General features: G+C 51.8%; 21 protein-coding genes. 13 read left to right on the forward strand and 8 right to left on the reverse strand.

Annotated features, from left to right (window positions below):
* Positions 1-251: 251 nt before the first annotated feature.
* Positions 252-2,999 (forward strand): valine--tRNA ligase, encoded by a 2,748-nt coding sequence (locus tag B2952_RS01985; RefSeq protein WP_290735530.1) that lies wholly within the window; start codon positions 252-254, stop codon positions 2,997-2,999.
* A gap of 181 nt (positions 3,000-3,180) precedes the next feature.
* On the opposite strand, the gene B2952_RS01990 is transcribed toward B2952_RS01985, so the two are convergent.
* The 3 genes from B2952_RS01990 to B2952_RS02000 form a co-directional block, all read right to left on the reverse strand.
* Entirely contained in the window at positions 3,181-3,558 is a 378-nt protein-coding gene (locus B2952_RS01990; RefSeq protein WP_173382213.1) for a PIN domain-containing protein, read from the reverse strand.
* On the reverse strand, positions 3,545-3,754 hold the full coding sequence (locus B2952_RS01995) for a hypothetical protein (RefSeq protein WP_143153091.1): 210 nt from the start codon (positions 3,752-3,754) through the stop codon (positions 3,545-3,547). The genes B2952_RS01990 and B2952_RS01995 overlap by 14 nt, the downstream gene beginning before the upstream one ends.
* Positions 3,755-3,918: 164 nt before the next feature.
* Positions 3,919-4,182 carry a type II toxin-antitoxin system RelB/DinJ family antitoxin gene (locus B2952_RS02000; protein WP_173382214.1) on the reverse strand — a complete coding sequence of 88 codons (264 nt, stop codon included), beginning with the start codon at positions 4,180-4,182 and terminating at the stop codon, positions 3,919-3,921.
* 411 nt (positions 4,183-4,593) lie between these two features.
* On the opposite strand from B2952_RS02000, the gene B2952_RS02005 reads away from it, so the two are divergent.
* From B2952_RS02005 to B2952_RS02015, 3 genes are read left to right on the forward strand one after another with little or no spacing between them, the layout of a single operon-like run.
* Positions 4,594-5,865, forward strand: coding sequence for a hypothetical protein (locus B2952_RS02005; protein WP_290729179.1), 1,272 nt, complete (start codon positions 4,594-4,596; stop codon positions 5,863-5,865).
* Positions 5,866-5,884: 19 nt separating this feature from the next.
* Entirely contained in the window at positions 5,885-6,679 is a 795-nt protein-coding gene (locus B2952_RS02010; RefSeq protein WP_290729176.1) for a hypothetical protein, read from the forward strand.
* Complete coding sequence (locus B2952_RS02015; RefSeq protein ID WP_290729174.1) at positions 6,672-7,460, forward strand: ion transporter; 789 nt, start codon at positions 6,672-6,674, stop codon at positions 7,458-7,460. The genes B2952_RS02010 and B2952_RS02015 overlap by 8 nt, the downstream gene beginning before the upstream one ends.
* Before the next feature lie 80 nt (positions 7,461-7,540).
* Here the strand turns inward: B2952_RS02015 and B2952_RS02020 are convergent, their stop codons facing one another.
* Positions 7,541-8,062, reverse strand: coding sequence for a hypothetical protein (locus tag B2952_RS02020; RefSeq protein ID WP_173382218.1), 522 nt, complete (start codon positions 8,060-8,062; stop codon positions 7,541-7,543).
* Between the two features lie 162 nt (positions 8,063-8,224).
* Here B2952_RS02020 and B2952_RS02025 point away from each other — a divergent pair, with 162 nt between their 5' ends.
* A complete protein-coding gene (locus B2952_RS02025; protein ID WP_290735526.1) occupies positions 8,225-9,121 on the forward strand; it encodes a hypothetical protein in 897 nt (298 codons plus the stop codon).
* Positions 9,122-9,151: 30 nt separating this feature from the next.
* On the opposite strand, the gene B2952_RS02030 is transcribed toward B2952_RS02025, so the two are convergent.
* Entirely contained in the window at positions 9,152-9,529 is a 378-nt protein-coding gene (locus B2952_RS02030) for a hypothetical protein (protein WP_173366678.1), read from the reverse strand.
* A gap of 88 nt (positions 9,530-9,617) precedes the next feature.
* Here B2952_RS02030 and dnaX point away from each other — a divergent pair, with 88 nt between their 5' ends.
* The 6 genes from dnaX (at position 9,618) to B2952_RS02060 (ending at position 18,861) form a co-directional block, all read left to right on the forward strand.
* A complete protein-coding gene (gene dnaX, locus B2952_RS02035; protein WP_173366679.1) occupies positions 9,618-11,351 on the forward strand; it encodes a DNA polymerase III subunit gamma/tau in 1,734 nt (577 codons plus the stop codon).
* Between the two features lie 36 nt (positions 11,352-11,387).
* On the forward strand, positions 11,388-11,690 hold the full coding sequence (locus B2952_RS02040; protein ID WP_290726939.1) for a YbaB/EbfC family nucleoid-associated protein: 303 nt from the start codon (positions 11,388-11,390) through the stop codon (positions 11,688-11,690).
* Between the two features lie 206 nt (positions 11,691-11,896).
* Complete coding sequence (locus tag B2952_RS02045) at positions 11,897-13,315, forward strand: TolC family protein (protein ID WP_290726940.1); 1,419 nt, start codon at positions 11,897-11,899, stop codon at positions 13,313-13,315.
* 12 nt (positions 13,316-13,327) lie between these two features.
* Positions 13,328-14,377, forward strand: coding sequence for an efflux RND transporter periplasmic adaptor subunit (locus B2952_RS02050; protein ID WP_290735521.1), 1,050 nt, complete (start codon positions 13,328-13,330; stop codon positions 14,375-14,377).
* Positions 14,378-14,395: 18 nt separating this feature from the next.
* Positions 14,396-17,542: an efflux RND transporter permease subunit gene (locus tag B2952_RS02055; RefSeq protein ID WP_290726942.1), complete on the forward strand. Its 3,147-nt coding sequence runs from the start codon at positions 14,396-14,398 to the stop codon at positions 17,540-17,542.
* Positions 17,543-17,631: 89 nt separating this feature from the next.
* Positions 17,632-18,861, forward strand: a complete 1,230-nt coding sequence (locus B2952_RS02060; RefSeq protein ID WP_290726943.1) for a GspE/PulE family protein — start codon at positions 17,632-17,634, stop codon at positions 18,859-18,861.
* Here B2952_RS02060 and mtgA read toward each other — a convergent pair whose 3' ends face one another.
* Together mtgA and B2952_RS02070 are read right to left on the reverse strand one after the other, a co-directional pair.
* Positions 18,862-19,581, reverse strand: a complete 720-nt coding sequence (gene mtgA / locus B2952_RS02065) for a monofunctional biosynthetic peptidoglycan transglycosylase (RefSeq protein WP_173365836.1) — start codon at positions 19,579-19,581, stop codon at positions 18,862-18,864. It abuts the gene before it with no gap.
* A 7-nt stretch (positions 19,582-19,588) separates the two neighbouring features.
* A complete protein-coding gene (locus tag B2952_RS02070) occupies positions 19,589-20,713 on the reverse strand; it encodes a CHC2 zinc finger domain-containing protein (RefSeq protein ID WP_290735518.1) in 1,125 nt (374 codons plus the stop codon).
* Between the two features lie 50 nt (positions 20,714-20,763).
* On the opposite strand from B2952_RS02070, the gene murB reads away from it, so the two are divergent.
* Positions 20,764-21,672, forward strand: coding sequence for a UDP-N-acetylmuramate dehydrogenase (murB, locus tag B2952_RS02075; RefSeq protein ID WP_290735516.1), 909 nt, complete (start codon positions 20,764-20,766; stop codon positions 21,670-21,672).
* A gap of 2 nt (positions 21,673-21,674) precedes the next feature.
* Here murB and B2952_RS02080 read toward each other — a convergent pair whose 3' ends face one another.
* On the reverse strand, positions 21,675-22,106 hold the full coding sequence (locus tag B2952_RS02080; protein WP_173382227.1) for a VanZ family protein: 432 nt from the start codon (positions 22,104-22,106) through the stop codon (positions 21,675-21,677).
* Between the two features lie 50 nt (positions 22,107-22,156).
* On the opposite strand from B2952_RS02080, the gene B2952_RS02085 reads away from it, so the two are divergent.
* A complete protein-coding gene (locus B2952_RS02085) occupies positions 22,157-23,350 on the forward strand; it encodes a class I SAM-dependent rRNA methyltransferase (RefSeq protein WP_173382228.1) in 1,194 nt (397 codons plus the stop codon).
* Positions 23,351-23,380 lie beyond the last annotated feature (30 nt).

The following is a 23,380-nucleotide window of genomic DNA, read 5'->3' on the forward strand; positions in this document are numbered from 1 at the left end:
AAAAAGCATCATTAAAAAGTTTTCCCACGTCATACCCCAAGCAACCCCATATCAGGCAACATAAAAAATTCTATCTTGGCGCCCCTTTGGGGCGCATTTAGTACGGCTCGGCCATGTCAAAGCAATGAATTGCTTTGACGTCTGCGACGTCCGTGGCTACGGCTCGAAAATGCAAAAAACAAGTTTTTCGCGCTTTCTCGCCTTGCACACTTTTGCCGCGGCACTCGCCTTTTACTAAATTTGTGCCCACTATGGAAACTCGTTACAATTCTAAAGATGTGGAAGCCCGATGGCATAAGACCTGGGCTGAGAATAACAGTTTTGCACCCAGCGGAAAGGGCGAACCGTTTTCGGTCGTGATTCCGCCCCCGAACGTTACCGGCGCGCTCCATCTGGGACACGCGCTCAACGATACGCTCCAGGATATTTTGGTACGCTACCGCCGTAAGACCGGCCGCGACACACTGTGGATTCCGGGTACGGACCACGCGGGCATTGCCACGCAGGCCGTGGTCGAAAAGCGCCTTTTCCAGGACGAACACAAGACCCGCCACGACATTGGCCGCGACGCGCTGGTGGAACGCATCTGGAAATGGAAGGACGAATACGAAGCCCGCATTACGAAGCAGCTCAAGAGCCTGGGCGTCAGCTGTGACTGGAGCCGCCAGCGCTTCACGCTGGACCCGGTCTGCGCGAAGGCCGTGCGCCACGCCTTCTTCAACCTGTTCAAGAAGGGCCTCATTTACCGCGGCAAGCGCCTGGTGAACTGGGATACCAAGCTCCAGACCGCCGTTGCCGACGACGAAATCTACTACGAACACGTGAAGGGCCACTTCTGGACGTTCAAGTATCCCCTGGCCGACGGTTCGGGATTTATCCCCGTTTCGACCACCCGTCCGGAAACGATCATGGGCGATACCGCCCTCGCCGTGCACCCCAACGACGAACGCTACGCGCAGTTCATCGGCAAGATGCTGAAGGTGCCCTTCGTTGACCGCGAAATCCCGGTGATTGCCGACGCCATCCTGGTGGACAAGGACTTCGGTACGGGTTCCGTGAAGGTGACGCCCGCACACGACCCCAACGACTATGCGACGGGCCTGCGTCACAAGCTCCCGATGATTAACATCATGAACGATGACGGCAGCCTGAACGAGAACGCCGGCAAGTTCCAGGGTCTCAAGGGCCAGGCCGCCCGGGACGCCGTGGTGGCAGGTCTCGAAGAACTCGGACTTTTGATCAAGGTGGAAGACCACGAAATGGACGTGGGTCACTCTGACCGTTCCAAGACTGTGATCGAGCCGTACCTCAGCGACCAGTGGTTCGTGAAGATGGACGTGCTCGCCGAAAACGCGATGAACGCCGTGAAGTCGGGCGAAATCAAGATTATCCCCGAACGCTACGCCAACAAGTATCTGGACTGGCTCGCCGAAAAGCGCGACTGGTGCATCAGCCGTCAGCTCTGGTGGGGCCACCGCATTCCTATCTGGCACACGGACGCTAGCGAAGACGAACTGAAGGCCGCATTTGCCGGCCGCGACGACATCTACTTCTACAAGGCCGAAAACGGCGGCTACCTGGTGTGCAGCCAGGAAGAAGACCTGAAGTCTAACGCCGTGCCGGGTCACGAACTCAAGCAGGAAGAGGACGTGCTCGACACGTGGTTCTCCAGTGGACTCTGGCCGCATTCTACCATGGGCTGGCCGGAAAACACCGACACGCTCAAGCGCTACTACCCCACCAGCGTGCTCGTGACGAGCCGCGACATCATTACGCTGTGGGTCGCCCGCATGGTGCTCTTCAGCCAGGAGAACATGGGCACGGTCCCGTTCCACACGGTGTACATCCACCCGAAGATTCTGGACGGCAATGGCCAGACCATGAGCAAGTCCAAGGGCAACGGCGTGGACCCGATGGATATCGAAGAGAAGTACGGTACCGACGCTCTACGCTTTGTGATGGCAAGCCTCTGCACCGACAACCAGGACGTGCGCCTGCCGGTGAAGAAGGAAAAGCAGCCGGATGGCCGCGAAATCAACACCAGCGAAAAGTTCGAAATCGGCCGTAACTTCAGCAACAAGCTGTGGAACGCCTGCCGCTTCCTTTACCCGCAGCTCGAACAGGCCGGCGCTCTCGCCGCCGAGCTCCCGATGGACAAGAGCTTGTTCGCACTCGAAGACAAGTGGATTCTTAGCCGCCTGCAGACGACCATCAAGGACGCCACCCGAATGCTCGAAGAATACCACTTCGCTGAACTCGCCGGGTTCCTGTACCGCTTCGTGTGGGACGACGTGTGCTCCAGCTATCTTGAAATCAAGAAGGCCGTGATCAACAGCGAAACGCTCACCGCCGAAAAGAAGAACGCGATGGCCATCCTCAGCTACGTGCTGAAGAACGTGCTTGACTTGCTCCACCCGGTGATGCCGTTCATTACCGAAGAACTCAACAGCATCCTGTTCCAGGGCAGCGAAATGGTGATCAGCCGCGCATGGCCCAAGGCCGACGAATCTCTCATCGACGCAAAGATCGAAGCCGCATTCGACCAGGCATTCGCCGTGGTGGAAAGCGTGCGTGGCGTGCGTGGCCGCTACAACGTGAGCCCCGCCACCAAGCTCAGCGCCGTGGTGAGCGTGGACGACGCCGCGACGGAAGCAAGCGTGAAAGACTGCATGGCAATCATCACCGAACTTTCGGGTCTTTCTGACCTGAGTGTCGCCGTGAAGGCCGTGAAGCCGAAGTTCAGCGCCAGCGCCGTGGTTCCCGGTGGCGAACTCTACATCCCGCTGGAAGGCATCCTAGACCCGGCTGCAGAAATCGCCCGCCTCGAAAAAGAAATCGAGAAGGCCAAGGCATTCGCCGCTTCAATTGAACGCAAGCTCTCAAACGAAAAGTTCGTGAGCGGCGCTCCCGAAGCAGTCGTGAACGCCGAACGCACCAAGCTCGCAACGCAGATGGATATTATATCCAAAAATGAGGCGGCGCTGAAGGAACTGCGCTAACTCACGTCATTGCTCTGTGAGCCATGACAGCGTCGGTTATCCAATGCATGAGCAAGCTCCTGCGCTGGATAACCTAGCATGTCATTGCGAGGCTCCGCAAGGAGCCGTGGCAATCTATTTTAAAAGAGATGTTCAAAGAACATCTCTTTTTTCAAACATTCAACGCTATTGACATTCGTTTTTATTTATACAGTTGCAGGGGAAGTAGATTCCCAATAAGTTCGAAATGCCTATCCAGCGAGAACAGTGTCAATCCATTCTGCAAGACATTTTGAGCAATCATCAAATCAGGCAAGCCGACCTTATTTATACCATGCTTCAGGTTTTCCGTCTGCATGTAGATAAGGCCGTTCCAATCAATCTGTATTGGAACCTTCGGTAGGAGGTTTAGCAGATTTTCAAGCTCTGTCTCGCCCCGTTTCCTTATAGATGGGAGCAATTCGGCAAGAATGATGTCGTTAATGCAGATACTGCCGTTGTCAATCAGTTTTTTGAGAACTTCCTTGCTTTCGCCACCGCGAAAACCGTCGATCCATACGGAAGTATCAACGAGGGTCATTTCTACCTCGCAGGGCGTCGAGATCGATATCCAGGTCGGTGTTGCCAAGATACTTCTTCAAACCAGAAATGTCGTGCGCTTTCTGTGACTTTTTTTCCATGAGAAGAAGACCTATTTTCCACTGGAGTTCTTCCAGTTGGGTATAGGGCAATCCTTCCACCTGCGATTCAAGTTCTGCAAAGGCTGTTTCCGACATGTTTGGACCTCTCTTGGGTTTAATATACATTATTTGCCCCAAATTTGCCAATACCATTCCAAGTTGGAGTGCAGATTTGTCTTTACAAAATAGCATAAATCTACTTTTAAAAAAAAACGAACTAGCTGATAATCTCGATTGTTAGGCGGAAGTGGTTACAAAGGCTATTCCTCCAGCATGGAGGCAACGGCATCTGCCGCCGTTGCATAAGAGCCATGGAGATTTTTGCGAGTACGGCTATCGCTAATAGCCTTTTCTAGAGACAAGTCTTCGGGGGCATGGCGAACATCAAAAGGAATACCGTTATGTTCGATGGCAAAAGTCAAGAAAATACGGATAGCCGTAGAGGTATCCATACCGAGAGACTGGAACAAGTCGTCCGACTTCTTTTTCAGGTCATCATCAACTCTCATCTGCAACGTAGCCATAATTAGACTCCTTTCCCCCTAAATATACACTATTTTCAACTACAAGTCAATAAAACACAAAGAAAATGTATTGACAAATCACTACACATTCAGTCAAATCACGTTTTTTAGCCATTTTTCAGCCCTTACGCAGCCTTCTTTCACTTTTTTAGTTATTTTTATGATGACATAGTTTTAGAGTTCGCTCTTATTCTGGACCTGAAAAACGACCAAAATTTCAACCATCCGAGAATAAGGCAGACACTCACACCCCAATGGTGTGGGTCGTTTGTGCTTATCGGATGGACGGTTTCTTGGTCGTTACCTCAGGTCAATAAGTGCTTACGATTCCGCACTTTTTCTTTTTTGGAAATGCAAATCGTCGGCACATGAGGTAAGACGAGCTCCGAGTTTTTAACAACGGAGCAACCGATGAAAAAAAACAGTACATTTCTTTTCCTAAAGACCGTTATCGCTACAGGATTGTGCGGCATTCTCATTAGCGGTTGTTCCAAAGTTGATCAGGTAAAAGAAGGCAAATTCCATGCATATTCGACGACCACTATAGGTAAAGCATTCGACGCGTCTTTTGGCAATGTCAAATGGACGGAAAACACAACATCTAAGGGACAAGATTTTGTCGAATTTAAAGGCGATGTTGATATTGATTTCCTTGAATTGTTAGCCACCGCTATCGTTGATGATGTCGGCAATGATCTAGCAAATCCAATGGCAGCCACAAATGCGATGGATGCTTGTTTTGGGAAATCATACGCTCAACAATATAGAAAAGAGATATGGAAAGCTCTCATATCTGCGACAATTGGATCTTTTGGGCTGATAGCTCTCGACGGAGATATAGGAAACAAGATTAAGGCAGGAACTATAGCGGACTTCGTTTCTGCATTGGCAAATAAATCCAATCGACTAACGGTCCAATTTGTTTTTACGGATAGCGACAATTCCGATTTTGAATTGGGTTATTATGGATTCGAAGGCGAAGAATGGTCAAATTGCAATATTCAAGAACTCGTAGATACAGAGGACTTTCTCGATTTTGTTTATTCAAATCACACATACAAAGTCTTTGATTTCAAAAAAATAGCCAAAGAAATCGTTGATCAAGCGGAATCCGCAAATCAACTGCCGGACACTCTGCTTAAAGAAAAAATTTCAAGCTACTCAAAAACAAAAGGGGTTTTAATAGCCAATACGGTAAACAGCGACCCTAGAGTTCTAAAAAGAAAAGACGAAATTGCAAAAGCCGCTGCAGAGCAAAAACGTCTTGAGGAGGAAGAAGCAAAGTGCAAAGCCGAAGAAGAAGAAACATTGCGCTTAGCCGAGGAAGAAAAACGAAGGCAAAATGCCATGAAAGAAATCCTTCCAGCAATGAAAATATACAAACAAAAAATGGATGCGTACAAAGCAAACTGCCCCAACGGATGTGATGAATATCCTTATTGGGCGGTCATTGATTTCAAGCCTCCAAAATCTGAATACTTCGTATTCCGAGATGGCACTGAAATGGGAGGCTTTGATTGGCAACTTGGATTAGAGGCAAAAGAAGACATTCTTGGCATCACCTGCCATTGGACAATAAGATGTCTCAATACAGAAAAATGTGAATGCAACATTTCTGATGATTGCAAAAACATCACACCAAATTTAAAATCAATCTGCGACATTGAATACGATGATTTCTAACCAATCATAGGAGAAAAATATGACTGACATCGAAAATTTCTCATACAAAACAACCGAGCCATCATTCTTTTCTAAACTAAAAGGCTTGTATTGGCTCACTCCCAAATCAAGACGATTGAAAGAAATAAAATTTGAAGATGAAAAAATCTTCATTTCTGTCATGTCCGGACAGGAACTATGCGCTCCTATCAAGGAATGTTCTTTCAAATATGGAATAGACAAAGCGGACAGAATAGAAGTATACGTAACGACGCAAGATAAAAAAATCCATTTTACAGAAATTCCAGGAACTTTGGATGATGACGCTTGGGAGAACATTCGCTCATTCATCATAGAGGATTGCGACGCAAACGAGCTCACCTCAGCTAAAGTTCTTTCTGTACTCGAACATGTAAAAAATGCCATAGACGACCCATTAGGAACCGTCATTGATATAACAACAGACATTTTTTCAAAGAGTGGATCCATAAAAAAGAAGATTATCGCCGGTTTATGCGCTATTTTAATCGCTTCTGGATGCATATATTATTTTATGCGCAGCGACACGGAAGAAAACGAGCAGTTATCCTGCAAACTTGTGACAGAAATTTTGCAAGAAAATGGAGATGGAGGCAAATGCGAAAAAATAGAATTAGGGAATGCTATTCATTATGGCGACAGTACAATTTTCAACAACGCCAAAGCCTACCTAGACAACGAGAATGAAATTAATGTTATCGTGACAATTTACGAAAATACGGTTTACGTCGACATCCCTGGCAACAATAACGAAGCAGATGATGAAGAGGAAGACGATGAGGACGACGTTGAATAATTTCCTTCAATCCTCTAAGTTTTCTAATTTCATAATTATTGTAGTCCTAGTCAATTCGGCTGTTCTAGGGCTACAAACATCTCCTTCTATTACAGAACACTTTGGCTATCTTTTAAACATCCTGGACAAAGTTTGTTTATACATCTTTGTTTTAGAAGCCATACTAAAAATTTCATCATTTCGGCTAAATTATTTCAAGGATGGATGGAATTGGTTTGATTTCTTAATTGTAGTATTTTCACTCTTAGCTGATTTCCCTGCCTTATCTTCACTTCGCGTTCTAAGAATCATCCGTGTATTCAGAGCTTTTAAACTTATTAGTGGGATGAAGCCTCTTCAAACAATCGTTTCTGTTATAGGAAAGTCTATTCCCAGTATATCATGGACAATTTTGTTATTGTTAATCATTTACTATGTCTTCGCAATAATAGGAACAACTCTCTTTGGAGAAAATTTTCCCGCATGGTTTGGTTCCATTGGAAAATCAATGTATTCCTTATTCCAAATAATGACATTGGAATCATGGTCTATGGGGATCAGCCGACCCGTCATGGAAGTATATCCTTATGCTTGGGCATTTTTCATCCCATTTATACTCATAACATCATTCGTTGTTCTGAATGTTCTCGTGGGAATTGTCGTCAATTCCTTTGGGGAAACGACATCATCAGAACCGCAAAGTACAACAAAAGAAAAAGATTTTCTAAATGAAGTAGAAGCAATCAAGCAACACCTTAACAATTTGGAGACCTTGATTGAGAAAAAAGAACAACAATTGTAGTCGGGATAATCTACACGAACGAGAATCCATTTTAAAGAGGTGTTCCTAACGGAGCACCTCTTTTTTGATTTATCCACCTTTTAGAACTCGGCTACGATACCGAGACCGACAGGGAAAAACGGCTTGTCGTTATCAAGCGTTCCATACTCAGCATCGAAATGAGTATAATAGCCGCCATTGCCGGCATAGAACTCAAAGCCCATTTCAAAGTAGGCTCCAAAATGGTTCAGGAACATGTGCTGGTACCCCAAGCCAAAAACCAGTCGCCAATAATTGATGTCCCTCGTATGCTCGATGAGTTCAGAATTTTCCGAACCCACATTCGTTATCGTAAAGCCGTTCATTTCACCGGTTATCCATTCCGAAGAATGGTATACATACGGGCCCGTCAAGCCCGTAAAGCGGTAGGCAATCCCGATTCCTCCCATAAAATCGTAGTCGGAGTTGTAGGCAGCCAAATGAACGTTAGCGGAGAGATGTCCGTCCAGCATGGTGTACCCGACACCGACCATCCCCTGAGACGGCCCGAAACCGAGAGAAACACCTATCTGGGCAAAACTAGCCCCGACAAAAAGACAAAGTATTAAGAGAACCTTCTTCATGTATAACCTCCTATTTTATACTAGAACGTTTTTACAACAAAATAACTATTTATTTTCAAAAAAAGACGCCCCTAATCACCCCAAAATCACATTCCGTCAGAAAATTTCAACAATCCCTCCTTTTTTTATTATTATTAAATCATCAAGTTAGGAGAACAAATTATGAAATTCACCAAATTTCTATTTGCGGGCGTATTTTCCGCAAGCCTTTTCACCACAAGCCTACATGCGGCGGAATGCAACGTCACCCACCATCAGGGCGGGGGCGGCAGCACCGATATCTACATGGGGTATCCGGCAACAGCGCTCTACCTGTTCGAAGGCGACTACCTGAACCTCTCCAAGATGGGCCTGCGCGAACCGGCGGTCAAGAACGCCTCCGGCACCGATACGGCATGGGTCTACAGGTCCGAACTGGATTCCACCATGATCGTAATCGTCACCGAGAAGGTGGTCAAGGTCGCACGAGTCACCTACTCCGATGACGAGAATTCACGAATGGATTCACTTTTCTCCGTGAAGCACAAAGACGTGTACAAGGACGAGTTTCCGCGCCTGCAGAAGGCGGGAGTCTTCAAGGGGACGGCGGAACAGGCAGATTCCCTCGTGACACACGTATTTGAATTGTGCCAGCGATTCTACAGCAAAGATTACGGTTACGGCGGCTGTGTATTCAACCCGCCCGAGCAGAGAGGAAGAAACGGCGGGAAGGACGTCGACATGGTCGACATGCCGCTTGCACTCGCAGCCGTTGCCGGCGAGTTCACCATCCTTCTCGATACGCTGAATACGTGTCCGGATTACAAGTTCCCTGCCGAATCCCCGACAGTCAATCCGCGCACCGCCGCGGGACTACCGCAGGCGAAGGCCAGCTTCGTAAGGCTCGGCCAGATGCGCTACCGTATCACGAACGTGAAGCCCGGTTCCGCGTACAAGGCATTCAGCCTGAACGGCCAACTGATCGAAAGCGGCATCTTGAATGACGGCGTGTTTACGGCAAAAAATTTGCCCGTCATCCTGATGCTGGACAACAGCCAGAACCTTTACCTGAAGGATTAAAAACAAGTTAAGCGCGAATGCGACAGAAAACTACTCGAGTGCTTCGCGGATTTGCTGTATAAAGTTCATCTCCTCGGGCGAGACGTTGCTTTCGTTGTCATCTTCGCGGGAGGCGTTCGCCACGCGGAGCATGGATTCGAGCACCTTGCTCTTGAATTCGGGCGTAGATTCCTTCAGCGCTTCGATGCAGGCGCCCGCACGTTCCTTCGCCGACTTGAACTTCGCATAGAGGTCATTGAAGTCGTCCCACGAGACATCCGGTACAAGTTCGTCGTGAATCGCGTCGAGCGTGTCGCTCTCGGCCTCGGTCGCCGAGGCTGAACCGGGCAGAAGTTTCTCGGTTTCGGTTTCGTGATACAGGCATGCCACCTGCCAAGAAAGAATCAAGAGCGCCATATTCGAATTCATCGTGAACCTCGTAATTTTTTTCAAAATATAATCAAAAGCGACTTCCGGACTGGCCCGAATTCGACACTTTTTTGCTATATTCCAAGACATGGCATACGTAGCAATGGCCCGCAAGTGGCGCCCGCAGTCCTTTGACGACATGGTCGGGCAGGAACATATCGCGAAAACCCTCCAGAACGCAATCGAGGGGGGCAGACTCCATCACGCATTCCTCTTTACCGGCACCCGCGGTGTAGGCAAGACCACCAGTGCCAGAATCCTCGCCCGCACGCTCAACTGTTCTGGCGGCGACCCGCTGCACCCCTGCGGCAAATGCGAAAGCTGCAAGGACATTTCGGGCGGAAACCCGATGGACGTGTACGAAATAGACGCGGCCTCCAACACCGGAGTCGAGAACATTCGCGATGTCATTGACCGCGTACAGTACCCTCCCGTCATCGGCAAGTACAAGATTTTCATCATCGACGAAGTCCACATGCTTTCGACCGGGGCCTTCAACGCCCTCCTGAAGACGCTCGAAGAACCGCCTCCGCACGTGATTTTCATCTTCGCAACCACCGAGGTCAACAAGGTCCCGCAGACCATCCTCAGCCGTGTGCAGCGTTTCGACTTCAAACGCCTGACCATGGACCAGATCCGCAGCCGCCTGCGCTACATCTGCGAACAGGAAGGCATCAACGCAAGCGACGAGGCCCTGAACATCTTTGCCGAGAAGGCGGACGGCTCCATGCGCGACGGCCTCACCTACTTCGACCAGGCCTACGCCTTCACGGGAAACGAGATGACGGACGAATCTGTCCGGTCCGTTCTGGGAATCCCGCCCGTCGAGCTTTTCTTCGACCTCATCAACGCCATCGAAAGCCATAATCTCAAGGGTTGCTTCCTGATGGTCGACAAGGCTGTAAGCCGCGGCATCGAGTTCGCGCCACTCCTGGACGGATTCGGCAAGTTCCTCCGCAACCTCCTTTACGGCCGCCTCGACGCGTTTTCGCCTGACGCTTTGAACATCTCTACGGAACTCTACACGAAGCTCAAGGAAACCGCGACAGGCCTTTCCAACGGGGACCTGCTACGCATATCCAAGATGCTCATCGACCTGCAGGCGCAAATCCGCTACAGTTCCAACCCGCGGCTCCTTGTCGAGACGACATTCGCCCGCATGGCTTGGCTCGACAGGCTCACCGACCTCCGGCGAGCACTTGCCGCTATAAACGACCCGAAAAGCGCCTCAGACGAGGCGACAAAAAAAAAAGTAGCTGACGTCCAGCAGATGCTCGACACCCAGGAATCTTCCCAGGGGGCAAGCATGGATTTCGTCGGCAGCTCCGACTTTGACAGCCCGGTCGCATTCTCGCGCTACGAAATCACCGCCGCCTGGCCCTCCATCGTGGCTGGCCTCGCCGACTGCGGAGACTACAAGTTTTCCGCTGCCATCACAGGGACCATCCTGGAAGCGGGCGACATCAAGGCGAACCCCTTCCCGCTATTTCTCACCTATATCGGCGAAACGGAGAACAACACCTCCTGGGGCTACCAGCAGATTTGCGAGAACCCGGAATTCGCGAAGCGCGTACAGACTATCCTGGAAGACAAGTTGCAGACGAAGGTCTCCCTCTCGATAAAGACCCGCGCCTACACGCAAGAAGAACGAGTTTCCAGGGAAAACGCCCTCAAGAGCCCCTTCGAAAAGGACTGCGAAAGCATAGGCGGATTGAAGGAACTCGTAGAAAAATTCATGGGAGAATTGGTATATTCTAGGTCGCTAGAAAAGGTTACCGAAGCCCCGGCTGGCGAACAGCCCGAAGAAATGAACGACAACTAATAAAGAAAACCGCTAAAAGGAAAAACCGCTATGGACATGAGTAAAATGCTTAAGGACCTCCAGAAGATGCAGAGCAAGATGCTGAAGGCCCAGAACGACCTCAAAACCCAAAGTTTCGACGCCGAAGCCGGCGGCGGCATGGTCAAGGTCGCCATCAACGGTCAGGGTGTGCTGACGATGATCAAGATCAATCCGGACGCCGTGGACAAGGACGACGTTGAAGCCCTCGAAGACCTCGTCATGGCAGCCGTCAATTCAGCCATCAAGAAAAAAGACGAGGCGGCACAATCAAGCCTTTCCAACATCACCGGCGGCATGAAAATCCCCGGTCTGATGTAGCCCCGGATATGAGAATCCGACCCCTGTTTTGACACCCTTCCGCCCCCCGGCGGAAGGGTGTTTTTTGCACCCCAAAAGGAGCAACCTAAAATCCAGGATTCCTCTCATCCATAGATTCGTGCATTCCATCACTTTTTTTCACGGGGAACCTTTAACATCATATAATATATTTTTACATTTGGCGGGTCAAATTTTATGGAGAACAGATGCTCAGGCAATTTGCAATCCCTACGATTATCGCCACGCTCCTTGTAGCCCCTAGCTGGGCCGGGAAGACCTATACCCGCGAAGAAGCCGTCAATACAGCCCTCGAAAACTCCTCCGACGTGAAATCCGCCGAAGAAGACCTCAAAAGCGCTACTTCCCAGGTGACGGCAGGCTACGGCAACGCCTACCCCTCCATCGACCTGAACGCCACCGTGACCCGTATTTTCGGCCTCGACGATGTCGAAAAGAGCACCGACCTGACCGATGCCGCCACGCAGATGGCCATGGGAAAGGATGCGGAAGGCCACCCCATGGCAAACGCCTACGACCAGCAGGTCCTCGGCCCCGCGCTCGACGGGCTCATCTACGGCATGAAATCCCAGGGTTACCGCTGGCAGTCCAGCGTAGGCATCACCGCCACCCAGATTCTTTACGCCGAAGGCAAGGTTGGCGTCGGGATTGAAATCGCGAAGGCCTACAAGCGCATCAACGAAGTGAAGCTCGAAAACACGAAGGCCCAGGTCCGCTACGACGTGGAAAACGCCTTCGACCAGCTCATCTACCTCGATTCCGCCATCAAGATCATGTACGCCTCCAAGGAACTGCTCCAGGAGAACCTGAATTTCGTCGAACAGTCGCTCAAGAGCGGAATGGCCACCGAACTTGACCTTATCCGCGTGCAGCTCTCGATGGACCAGCTGAACTCCACCATTGCGAGCGCCGAAAAGATGCGCGTCCTCGCCCGCAACTCGCTCCTCAACACGATGGGCCTCGAATGGGAAACCGACGTGCAGTTCCAGGGCGAACTCCGCGACCCCGCCGCAGGCTACAGCTTCCCCGACACCTCCATGGCGAACGTGAAGAAGCGCCGCAAGGAACTCGTGATGCTCGAGGAAACCGAGAACATGAAAAACCTGAACATCGAAATCGAGCAGGGCGGCTACAAGCCGACCGTGGTGCTCCTCGGCGGCATCAAGTATGCAAACAACAAGAACGAATTTTTCGACTGGGACGCCCCCACGTGGGACAAGCTGAACAAGTACATCGCGCTGAACGTCTCGATGAACCTCTTCAACGGCATGAAGACCCGCGAAGGCGTGGCCCAGGCCAGGTCGAGCCTCCGCAGCACGCAAATCCAGAAGGAAACCGCCGAGCGCGGGTTCCGCGTGCAGATCGAGTCGTGCGTGAATACGCTCGAGGATGCGAACAGCCAGATTGAAATCGCAAAGCGCCAGATCGACCTCGCGCAAAAGAACTACGACCTCACGAACGAAGCCTACAAGCTCGGGCGCGAAACGCAATTGCACGTGCTCAGCGCCGAAAACAGCCTGCGCACCGCAAAAATAGACTACATGAAGGCCATCGTCGAATGGAACAAGGCCTACAACGCGCTCCTGCAGGCCACCGGAGAATATTAATAGGAAGAAGATATGAACCAGATTACCAAAGCAATCATCACTGCAACCGCATTCTCGCTTCTTCTCACGGGTTGCGACATGTTCAAGAAGAAAGATGAAGGCGCCGAACAGAAGGCCGCCACCATCGAACAAATCCAGGCCGAAAAGGGCAAGCCCGCCAAGGTCGTAAAGGCCACCACGGCAGAAATCACCGACGTGCGAAAGTTCAGCGGCACCATCGAAGGCATGCAGCAGACATACGCACTTTCGAAGATGAGCGATCCGCTTGCCAAGATCCACGTGCAGGTCGGTTCTAGCGTAAAGAAGGACCAGGTTCTTGCCGAGTACCTTTTCACCGGCGACAACACGCAGTACCAACAGGCGCAAGAACAAATCGCCCTCCTCGAAAAGGCGACCGAACGCATGCGCGAACTGCACGCCAAGGGCGGCATCAGCCAGCAGGACATGGACACCCAGGAAACGCAGCTCAAGGTTGCGAAGATGAACCTTGAAACCGTCCGCCGCGCATCGAAGATTCTTGCCCCGGCAGCAGGCGTTGTCACGGAACTGAACTTCAAGGAAGGACAGACTCCCGGACTCGGGGTCTTCTGCACCATCGCAAAACTCGACCAAGTCATCCTCAAGCTGAACGTCACGAGCAAGGATATCGGATTCTTCAAGAAGGGTGCGACCGCGACCATCGACGTGGGCGGAGAAAAGGTCAAGGGCAAGGTGACACTCATCCCGCTCGCCGCCAATTCCATGACGCGTTTCTTCCCTGTCGAAGTGACATTCCCGAACAAGAAGAAGCAGCTGTTGCCCGGCATGTATGTGACTGCCGAACTTGACGCCCGCAACGTGAAGGGAATCATCGTCCCCATCGAGGCAATCGTCTACCGCAACGGCGTAAACACCGTCTGGACCGTTACCGCCGAAGGCAAGGCAAAGCGCAAGGTCGTGAAACTCGGTGTGCAGACCAAGGGCGATGTCCAGATTCTCGAGGGCCTTGAAGATGGCGACCAGGTCATGGTTGAAGGTCAGTTCCGCATGAACGATGGCGACAAGGTGCTCATCATCGAATAAGGCTACGGAGATTTTTGAATGATTAAGGCGAGTATCTATAAACCGATTACCATGCTCATGGTCATCTTGACCGTGGTGGTTTTCGGTATCTACACCTACCGCATGATGGTGGTAGACCTGTTGCCGAAATTCGAAGTGCCCGTGGTAACGGCGGTCATCGTCTATTCGGGCGCAAACCCCGAAGAAATCGAGACAACCGTCATCAAGCCTGTCGAAGACGCCGTCGAACTCGTTGACGGTATCGACTACGTGCAGGCAATATGCATGGAGAACTACGGCATCCTCATTGCCATGTTCAACATGGGAACGAACGTGGACGTGGCAGCAAACGACGTGCGCGCGAAAATCGAGCAGACGGCGGCAACCTTCCCCGATGCCGTCGAAGCGCCGATTATTTCGAAACTAGACATCAACGCCCAGGCAATCATGAGCTTCTCCTTCACCGGCCCGGTCAGTTCGACCGAACTGCGTAAGAAGGCCGAAGACGAGATCGAGCCCCTGCTTACTTCTGTTTCCGGTGTTGCAAGCGTGGATATTTTCGGTGGCACAACCCGCGAAATCTCCATCGAACTCGACAAGGAAATGCTCAAGTCTCGCGGCGTAGACATATCGACCATCATGGGTGTCTTCCAGGCGTCGAACATCAACTACCCCGTCGGTGAAGTTCGCGGCAGCCGCAAGAACACCTCCGTGCGTACCGCAGGCAAATTCGAGAACCTGGACCAGATGCGCGACATGGATATCCCGACTGCAACAGGCGTCATCAAGCTCGGCGAAATCGCGAAGGTCAAGGACACCGTCAAGACAGTCACCTCCGCATCGCGCTACAACGGCATCAACTCCGTCTCGCTCGACATCAAGAAGCGTTCTGATGCTAACGTGGTCGACGTCGCCAAGGGTACACTCGCCCGCGTGGAACAGATCAACAGTACGCTTCCCGAAGGTTTCAAAATTCACCTGATTTACGACAAGTCCGAAGCAATTCAGGAATCCGTAGACAACGTTATCCAGAACATCCTCCTTGCCATCGTGCTTACGTCGGTGCTCCTGCTCCTCTTCCTGGGCAAGCTTTCCACCACGCTTATCGCAGCTCTCACGATGCCGATTTCCGTCATCGGTGCGTTCACGTTCATGTACTTCGCCGACTTCGGCATCAACATGATGTCTCTCATGGCGCTATCTTCGGCGGTGGGCTTGTTGGTCACTAACTCCATCGTGGTGCTCGAGAATATCAACTCCAAGTTGCAGGATGGCCTCGATCCCAAGGAAGCGGCCTACAAGGGCACAAGCGAAATCATGGTCGCCATCATGGCATCGACCCTCACCAACGTGTGCGTGTTCGTGCCTATCGCGTTCATGAAGTCCATCGTAGGCATTTTCTTCAAGACCTACGGTATGACCATGGTGTTTGCGACAGTCGTGTCGCTGTTGGTGACGTTCACGCTCACCCCGCTCATGGCGGCCTACCTGTTCAAGGGCAAAAAGAAAGACGAGAACGGCAACATTATCGACGAAAAGCCCGGAATAGTGGAACGCCTCACGAGCTTCTTCCCGTGGGTCCTCAACGGCATCCGCTTTGTCTACCTAAAGACTCTCGGCTTTTGCCTTTCCGTGCCAGGGTTTTTCGCGCAGCTGCTCGGCATGGGCGCACTGCTTGCATTCGTCGCCTTCATGGGATTCAACTTCCTCTCCGTCGAACTCATGCCCAAGCAGGATCAGGGTCAAATCCTCATTTCCGTCGAAATGCCTATCGGTACGAACATCGAAACTACGGATAGCGTAACGAAGATTATCGAAAGCCGCATCAAGGACATTCCCGATATGGAGCGCTACAACGCTACCGTCGGTGGTGAAAACGGCTTTACGGGCACGAACACCTCCAAAATTCGTCTGAAACTGTTCAAGCGCGGCGAAGGCCGTGACCGCAGTTCCGAAGACATTGTCGACTCGTTGCGCCCCTACCTCGCCGACATTCCCGACGCATACATCTCTATCAAGATGGCCTCTGTCACCGAAATGAGCAACGGCCAGGGTGGAGACGTCGTGCTCGAAGTGAACAGTCTCGTTGTCGATTCCGCCCTCAAGGCTGCAGAAATCCTCATGGACAAGATTCAGGACATTCCCGGCGTCGTCGACGTAAAGCTGAGCTACGAAGCCGGCAAGCCCGAAATCAAGCTTGTTCCCAACCGCCAGGCGCTCGCCGACTACGGAGTCGCCCTGCAGTCCGTGGCTGTCATGAACTACATCGCTGTAAGCGGCCTTGAAACCAGCACCTACACCGAAGACGGTGAAGAATACAAGGTGTTTGTCCGCATGGAAGAGAAAGACCGCAAGGATCACGCCGATATTGAAGACCTGCCGATGCTCACGCCCAAGGGTTTTGTCCCGGCAAGCACGCTGTTCGACATTGTCGACGGCGCAGGCCCGACCAAGATCGAGCGCAAGCGCAAACACAACCATGTAGACGTCTACATGAACCTTCTCCCCGGCCACACGACCGGCGAAATCATGGACTCGATTAAGGTTATCACTGACTCCATGAAGGATGAGGTGCCCGACGGCATCACGTTCAGTTTCGGTGGAAACGCCGACATGCAGAACGACATGGTGGAAGAATTCATCGCGGCTATCCTCATGGCCATTCTCCTCACCTACATCTTGCTGGTGGCCCTGCTCGAAAGCTTCTTGCAGCCCTTCATCATCATGTTCACTATCCCGATGGGCGCCATTGGCGTTATCCTCGCGCTCGTGTTTACGAACACCTCGCTCTCGATGGTTTCCCTCATGGCAATCGTGATGCTTATCGGTGTGGTGGTGAACAACGCCATCTTGCTACTCGACGAAGCGAACCGACTGCTCCGAAGCGGAGCCATGGGCAGGCGCAGCGCCATGCTGACGGCCGCAAAAGAAAAATTCCAGGCCATCGTACTTGCGACATTCGCATCCATAGTGGCCCAGATGCCGCTTGCTCTCGCCATCGGTGGTGACGTTGCGAAGATGAACCAGCCCATGGGTATCGCATGCGTGGGCGGCCTCGCCGTGTCCGCGTTCCTCACGATGTACCTCATTCCGACAGCATTCTGGCTCCCGAACGCCTTGTTCCACAAGGTCAAGAAGGGCGTGAAGAAGGTTAAGAACAAGATGAACAGGCACGCGAAGGCATAAGCCCGCACAAGCAATGTTTCAGGAATCCCGCCAAACCGGCGGGATTTTTTTATGGTCTGCAAACCCGCCTTTTTTGTATATTGCGGGGCATGACCGAAAATATTTACTGGGGAGAGGCACGCGAAGGCCATATCTTGCGCGTAGCCGTTCCCGACATTTACAATGAGTTCTCGCTCGAACGCATTCGGGTGGAATCAGGTTGCAGGCTAGAACCCGAGCAGCACACCGAAACAGAAATCCAGCAGATGATCCGAGCTGCCGCGGTTAAGGATGTCGGCGACACCCTTGCAGGGCTAGAAGCAGCACCTCCGCCAAGCGGCAAGGCTCATTCCTGGGAATCAGAGCCCATCATCAACCTCGCAGACTCGCTTCTGGAAGCAGCCCTTGAACGAGGCGCCACGGACATCCATCTAGAACCCTGCAAAGAAGGCATGAGAATCAGATTTCGACGCGACGGGATGCTCGAAATCTACCGCACCCTGCCCGAGTGGATTTGCGACCCGCTACTGATCCGTTTCAAGCTGCTCGCCGACGTAGACATTACCGAAAAACGCCTGCCCCACGACGGTTCGTTCCATTTTCAGGGATGCCACGAATCGAACGTGCGGTTGAGTACGCTTCCGACACACCGGGGCGAGAAATGCGTCCTGAGGCTGCTTCCTGCGCATGATGGCGGAACCGGGCTCGTCGCCCTCGGATTCCATGAAGCCACCCTGAGGCAACTGAGAAACATCTTCGCCAAGCCACAGGGACTTTTCCTCGTTACGGGGCCCACGGGCAGCGGAAAGACGACAACGCTCTATGCCGGGCTTCGCGAGATCATCAAGCGAAAGGTAAACGTGACAACCATCGAGGATCCGGTGGAATATCCGCTCGACGGAGCGAACCAGGTCCAGGTGAACGAAAAATGTGGGCTCACCTTCGCGGCTGCATTGCGTTCGATTCTACGCCAGGACCCTGACGTAATCCTCGTGGGCGAAATCCGCGACGAGGAAACCGCCCGCATAGCCGTAAGGGCGGCAGAAACGGGCCACCTCGTACTTTCCACACTCCATACGAACAGCGCAAAAGCGGCAAGGGACAGGCTTTTGGATTTGGGAATTTCGGCAAACGTTCTCGAAGACGTGCTCCTCGGTGTTGCCGCTCAAAGATTGTTGCGGAAGAAAACAGGTTCAGGCGGTTACCGGGGGCGAATCGCCGCCACCGAAATCCTGAAACCAGACGGCAGCTACGTCGAAGGAAACATCCGCGAATACGCAGAATCACTCGTTCATTCTGGAATCACGGACCTAGACGAAGTCAACCGCGTACTGGCATGATTACTGTGGTTTTTCCAGATGGAACTTGATATTGCGCCGGCGGTTACGCATAAATTCAGAATCTTCGTCCGGCATGTGGTTCCCCGGACTCGCTAGCATCGCGGCCAGGTTTATTGCCTGCTGCATGTCGAGTTCAGAGCAATGGATTCCATAATAGACTTCGCTCGCCGCCTCGCATCCAAAAATGGTCTTGCCCCACTGGGCATAGTTCAAGTATAATTCGAGGATTCGGTCTTTACCCAATTTCCATTCCATCACCACCGCATAGCCCAATTCCTTCGCCTTGCGTTCCCAAGTGCGTTCGCCCGTCAAGAAAAGGTTTTTCGCCAGCTGCTGCGTGATTGTCGAACCGCCATAAAGGATTTTACCGGCAGACACGTTCGCATCCATCGCCCACGCGATGCTTTTCACATCAAAACCTGGATGATAATAGAATCCCGGATCCTCGGCAGCAATCGCCGCCCTCTGGAGGTTGCGACTAATGGAATCCAGCGGCACGTAACGATGTTTCATCTGCACCTTCGGATTGGAATCCAGCAAGTCCTGCATAAAGCGGCTCATGGCCGGAGGTTCCTCTTTCATCGAGCCGATATCGTTAATAGGATCAAAGATAATCGAGTGTGCCTTAATGATAAAGATTGTCCCCACAATTGAGAACAGCACTGAATAAATCAGCAAGGCCACCAAGAGAATCTGGCCTACAATCGCAAATTTTTTCATAATCGTATTACTTTTTTCCTCCAAACCAATCATTGACATCTTCGCCTTCCTTGATATTTGAGGAAAGCCCCTCCAAACCATCTCCTAAAATAATGGTTCGGACGCCAGCATTACCAAAAACACCCTGAAGGTATTCCATCCCCTTGCGCCCAGCCTCGTCGTGGTCTAGGCAAAGCACGATATTCTTGTTCTTGAAAAGCGGGAGCCATTCAATCTTGAAGCTGCGAACGCCCGGGATTCCAACCGCCTCGATATTCTGTTGCAAGAATGTGAGCGTATCGACAACCCCCTCGCACAGGTAAATCCATCCCGTCTTTTGGTTCAGTGCAGATAAATTATACGGGAACGGAACCGACCCCTTCAGGTGGAGTTCCTTGGGTTCGACGGTTCTATCGATGGCTCGCGCCTGAAAATGGAACGCGCGATTCTGCGTATCGAGATACGGGAATATCAGCGGATGCTTGTAATAACGCAAGTTTCCCCGGTCATTGAAGAGTCCAACGTAGCGAAGGACGTCCATGCTGAAGGATTCCCTCAAATGCCGGTTCAGGCTATCGTAATCCGTAATGCAGCGAAGCAGCATCCGATCCCAAACAGGCTTGTAGATCCTTCGTTTTGAAAGGTAGGCTGCAGCAGGAGTTCCGTCTATGGGCGAAAGCATCTTCAAGAAAGAAAGCACGACTTTCTTTCGTTCTTCGTCAGGAATGAGCGCCTTAGGTTCTTCCGACAAAATTTCACGTTCGGGGGGAGCAACGACCTCGCGGTGTTCATCACGCGAAATCACCGGTTGAAGCGTCGACGACGAAACGGCGGGCGAAGTCGGTACGGCACGCTTGCCTCCCGCAACCAGGAACGGGAACATATCCTTGAGCAGGTTCAAGGCCTCCGGAAACGAGCATCCGCGATACTGCTGCACCAGCGAAAACACATCGCCACGGACATCGTCGCAGACCCAGCAGCGAAACATTCCGCGTTCTTCCGATATAGAGACCGACGGCGTGCGGTCGCCATGGACATGGCGCTGCGGATAGAAGCACTTGAACTTTCCACGTTCGACCTTGATTCCCAGAGCCTGGGCCACCGCGGTGATGGAAAGCGAAGCCTTGAATTGTTTCAGTTCGTCGTCGGTCATTTCGAATGAAATAATAGGAAAAATGTTTGAAGCTAAGCTATATTTTGACTATGATTGTCAATGAAAACGAGCCTATGAGCAAGCACACCTCCTTCAAGGTTGGCGGTGCAGCACGTTATTTTATAAAAGTCGAAGACAACGAAGAACTAAAGACGGCCATCGCTCAAGCCCGCGAAAAGAGGCTGCCCCACTTCATTCTCGGAAACGGGACGAACCTGCTTGTTTCTGACAAGGGCTACGACGGTGTTGTCATTACGCTTGCAGGTGTATTTTCGGCCATCGAGGATTCAGGAAATGGTTCGTTCAAAGTCGGAGCGGCTACCCCGCTCGGCAGGTTCGCGCGGACAGCAATGAAACTTGGCTTCGCGGGCATCCATAAACTCGCCGGAATCCCGGGAACTTTGGGCGGCGCGATTTACATGAATGCAGGCGCCTACGGGCAAGAAATCGGAACCTGCTGCACACAAGTGACCATCCTTGATTGCGACGGCAACATCCGCACGGTTTCATCCACCGACTGCGCCTTTGGGTACAGACAAAGTATCTTCCAGAAGGACAAGGCCACAATCCTTTCTGCAACATTCCAGCTACCCACAGCCAATGCACAAGGTAAATCCGTTGCCGACCTCGAAGCGGAACTTGCCGAATGCATGGCCAAACGCAAAGCAAGCCAGCCCTTGAGCATGCCGAACGCAGGCTCAACCTTCAAGCGTCTGGAACACGGTTCCGCCGACATGCCGCAACAAGTCGCCCCCGGCTACTACATCGAGCAGGCCGGGCTCAAGGGTCTCCGCATCGGTGGCGCCGAAGTGAGTACGTTGCATGCGAATTTCATCGTGAACGCGGGTGGCGCAACGGCCGCAGACATCATGAATTTAAGCGAACTCGTGCAAAAAAAAGTTGCCGAAAAATTCGGTATTCAACTAAAGCGCGAGATTATTTTGCTCGGAGAATTCTAGTTTTATTCTTCAGCCTTGGATTCCACCTTCTCGGGTACCGGATCAAATCGGTTCAGGATGCAGGTAATCACCGCATATACAACACCGCCAAAAAGACCTCCGGTCAAATCGGCCACAAGATCCAACACGCTACTGTCACGGCCCTCGGTAAAACTCTGGTGATATTCATCGGTACATCCGTAAGCAAGAGCAAGGCCGCCAACTACCAGCACACGCAACCACTGGCGCTTAGACCATTCGTTTCGGCTCCAGAGCATGGCATAGCAGCCAGCAAGGGTCGCGTACTCGCAAAAATGGGCAAGCTTGTCCCAAACGTGGGGCAAGCCCTCCAACTGCTCCATCGTCATCGACGACAGTTTAAAAATAATGGCCATGCAGAGAATGCAAGGAACAGACCTGAAAAACGGATACTTTTCAAAAATGCTTTCGAACATATCGACGCCAAATGTAGAAAAATGCATTCCCTTTTTCTACATTTACACCCATGAAAGCGATTACTCTGAAAGCCGGACGCGAGAAGTCCGCATTGCGTTACCACCCTTGGATTTTTAGCGGAGCCGTTGACGAAGTTATCGGCGACCCGGAACTTGGCGACACCGTTGAAGTTTACAGCTACAAGAGCGATTTTCTGGGTCTTGCGGCGTACTCGCCCAAGTCCCAGATCCGCGGGCGTTTCTGGACGTTCGGCGAGAAGGCAAACATCGACCGCGAATTCTTCAGCGATATTCTTGACCGCGCGATTGCGGCCCGCAAAAGCCGCGGTTTTGACATCGAAGACAAGGAATCCGCTTTCCGCCTGATTAACGCCGAGAACGACGGCATTCCGGGCTGCATCATCGACAAGTACGCCGACATCTATTCTGTCGAAATCCTTGCAGCCGGTGCGGAAGTCCACCGCAAAACGATTTACGAGCTGCTCGCCGAAAAGACGCACTGCAAGGGAATCTACGAACGCTGCGATTCCGAAGTGCGCCGCAAGGAAGGCCTGCAACTGCGCACGGGTGTCGTCTATGGCGAAGTGGGCGACGAGCCCGTCATCATCAACGAGAACGGAATCCTCTTCCCCATCGACGTGAAGAACGGTCACAAGACCGGCTACTATTTGGACCAGCGCGACGCCCGCCGCCGCATCGGAGAACTTTCCAAGGGCAGGAAGGTGCTAAACTGCTTCTGCTATACCGGCGGATTCGGGCTCTACGCTCTCCGCGGCGGTTGCGAAAAAGTTTATCAGGTGGATGTTTCCAAGGACGCGCTCAAGCTCGCCAAGGAAGGCATCATACGTAACAAGCTCAGCACCGCACACGCCACCCATGTAGAAGCGGACGTGTTCCAGTACTTGCGCAAGTGCCGCGACAAGGCCGAAACTTTTGACCTCATCGTGCTCGACCCGCCCAAGTTCGTGGAAAGCAAGGACAACCTGCAAAAGGGAGCCCGCGGCTACAAGGACATCAACCTGCTCGCCATGAAGCTTTTAGCCGAGGGCGGAATGCTTGCGACCTTCAGTTGCTCCGGGCTCATGGAAATGGACCTGTTCCAGAAGATTATCGCGGATGCCGCCGCCGATGCCAAGCGCCACGTTCAAATCATTGAACGCTTCGGCCAACCTGCCGACCATCCCGTGAATACAGCATTCCCCGAAGGGCAGTACCTCAAGGGATTGCTCGTTCAGGTTGTGTAAGGTGTAAGTTAGACCGAGAGAAATCCCGAT

This window comes from Fibrobacter sp. UBA7003 (assembly GCA_002449765.1).
Classification (GTDB): Bacteria; Fibrobacterota; Fibrobacteria; order Fibrobacterales; family Fibrobacteraceae; genus Fibrobacter.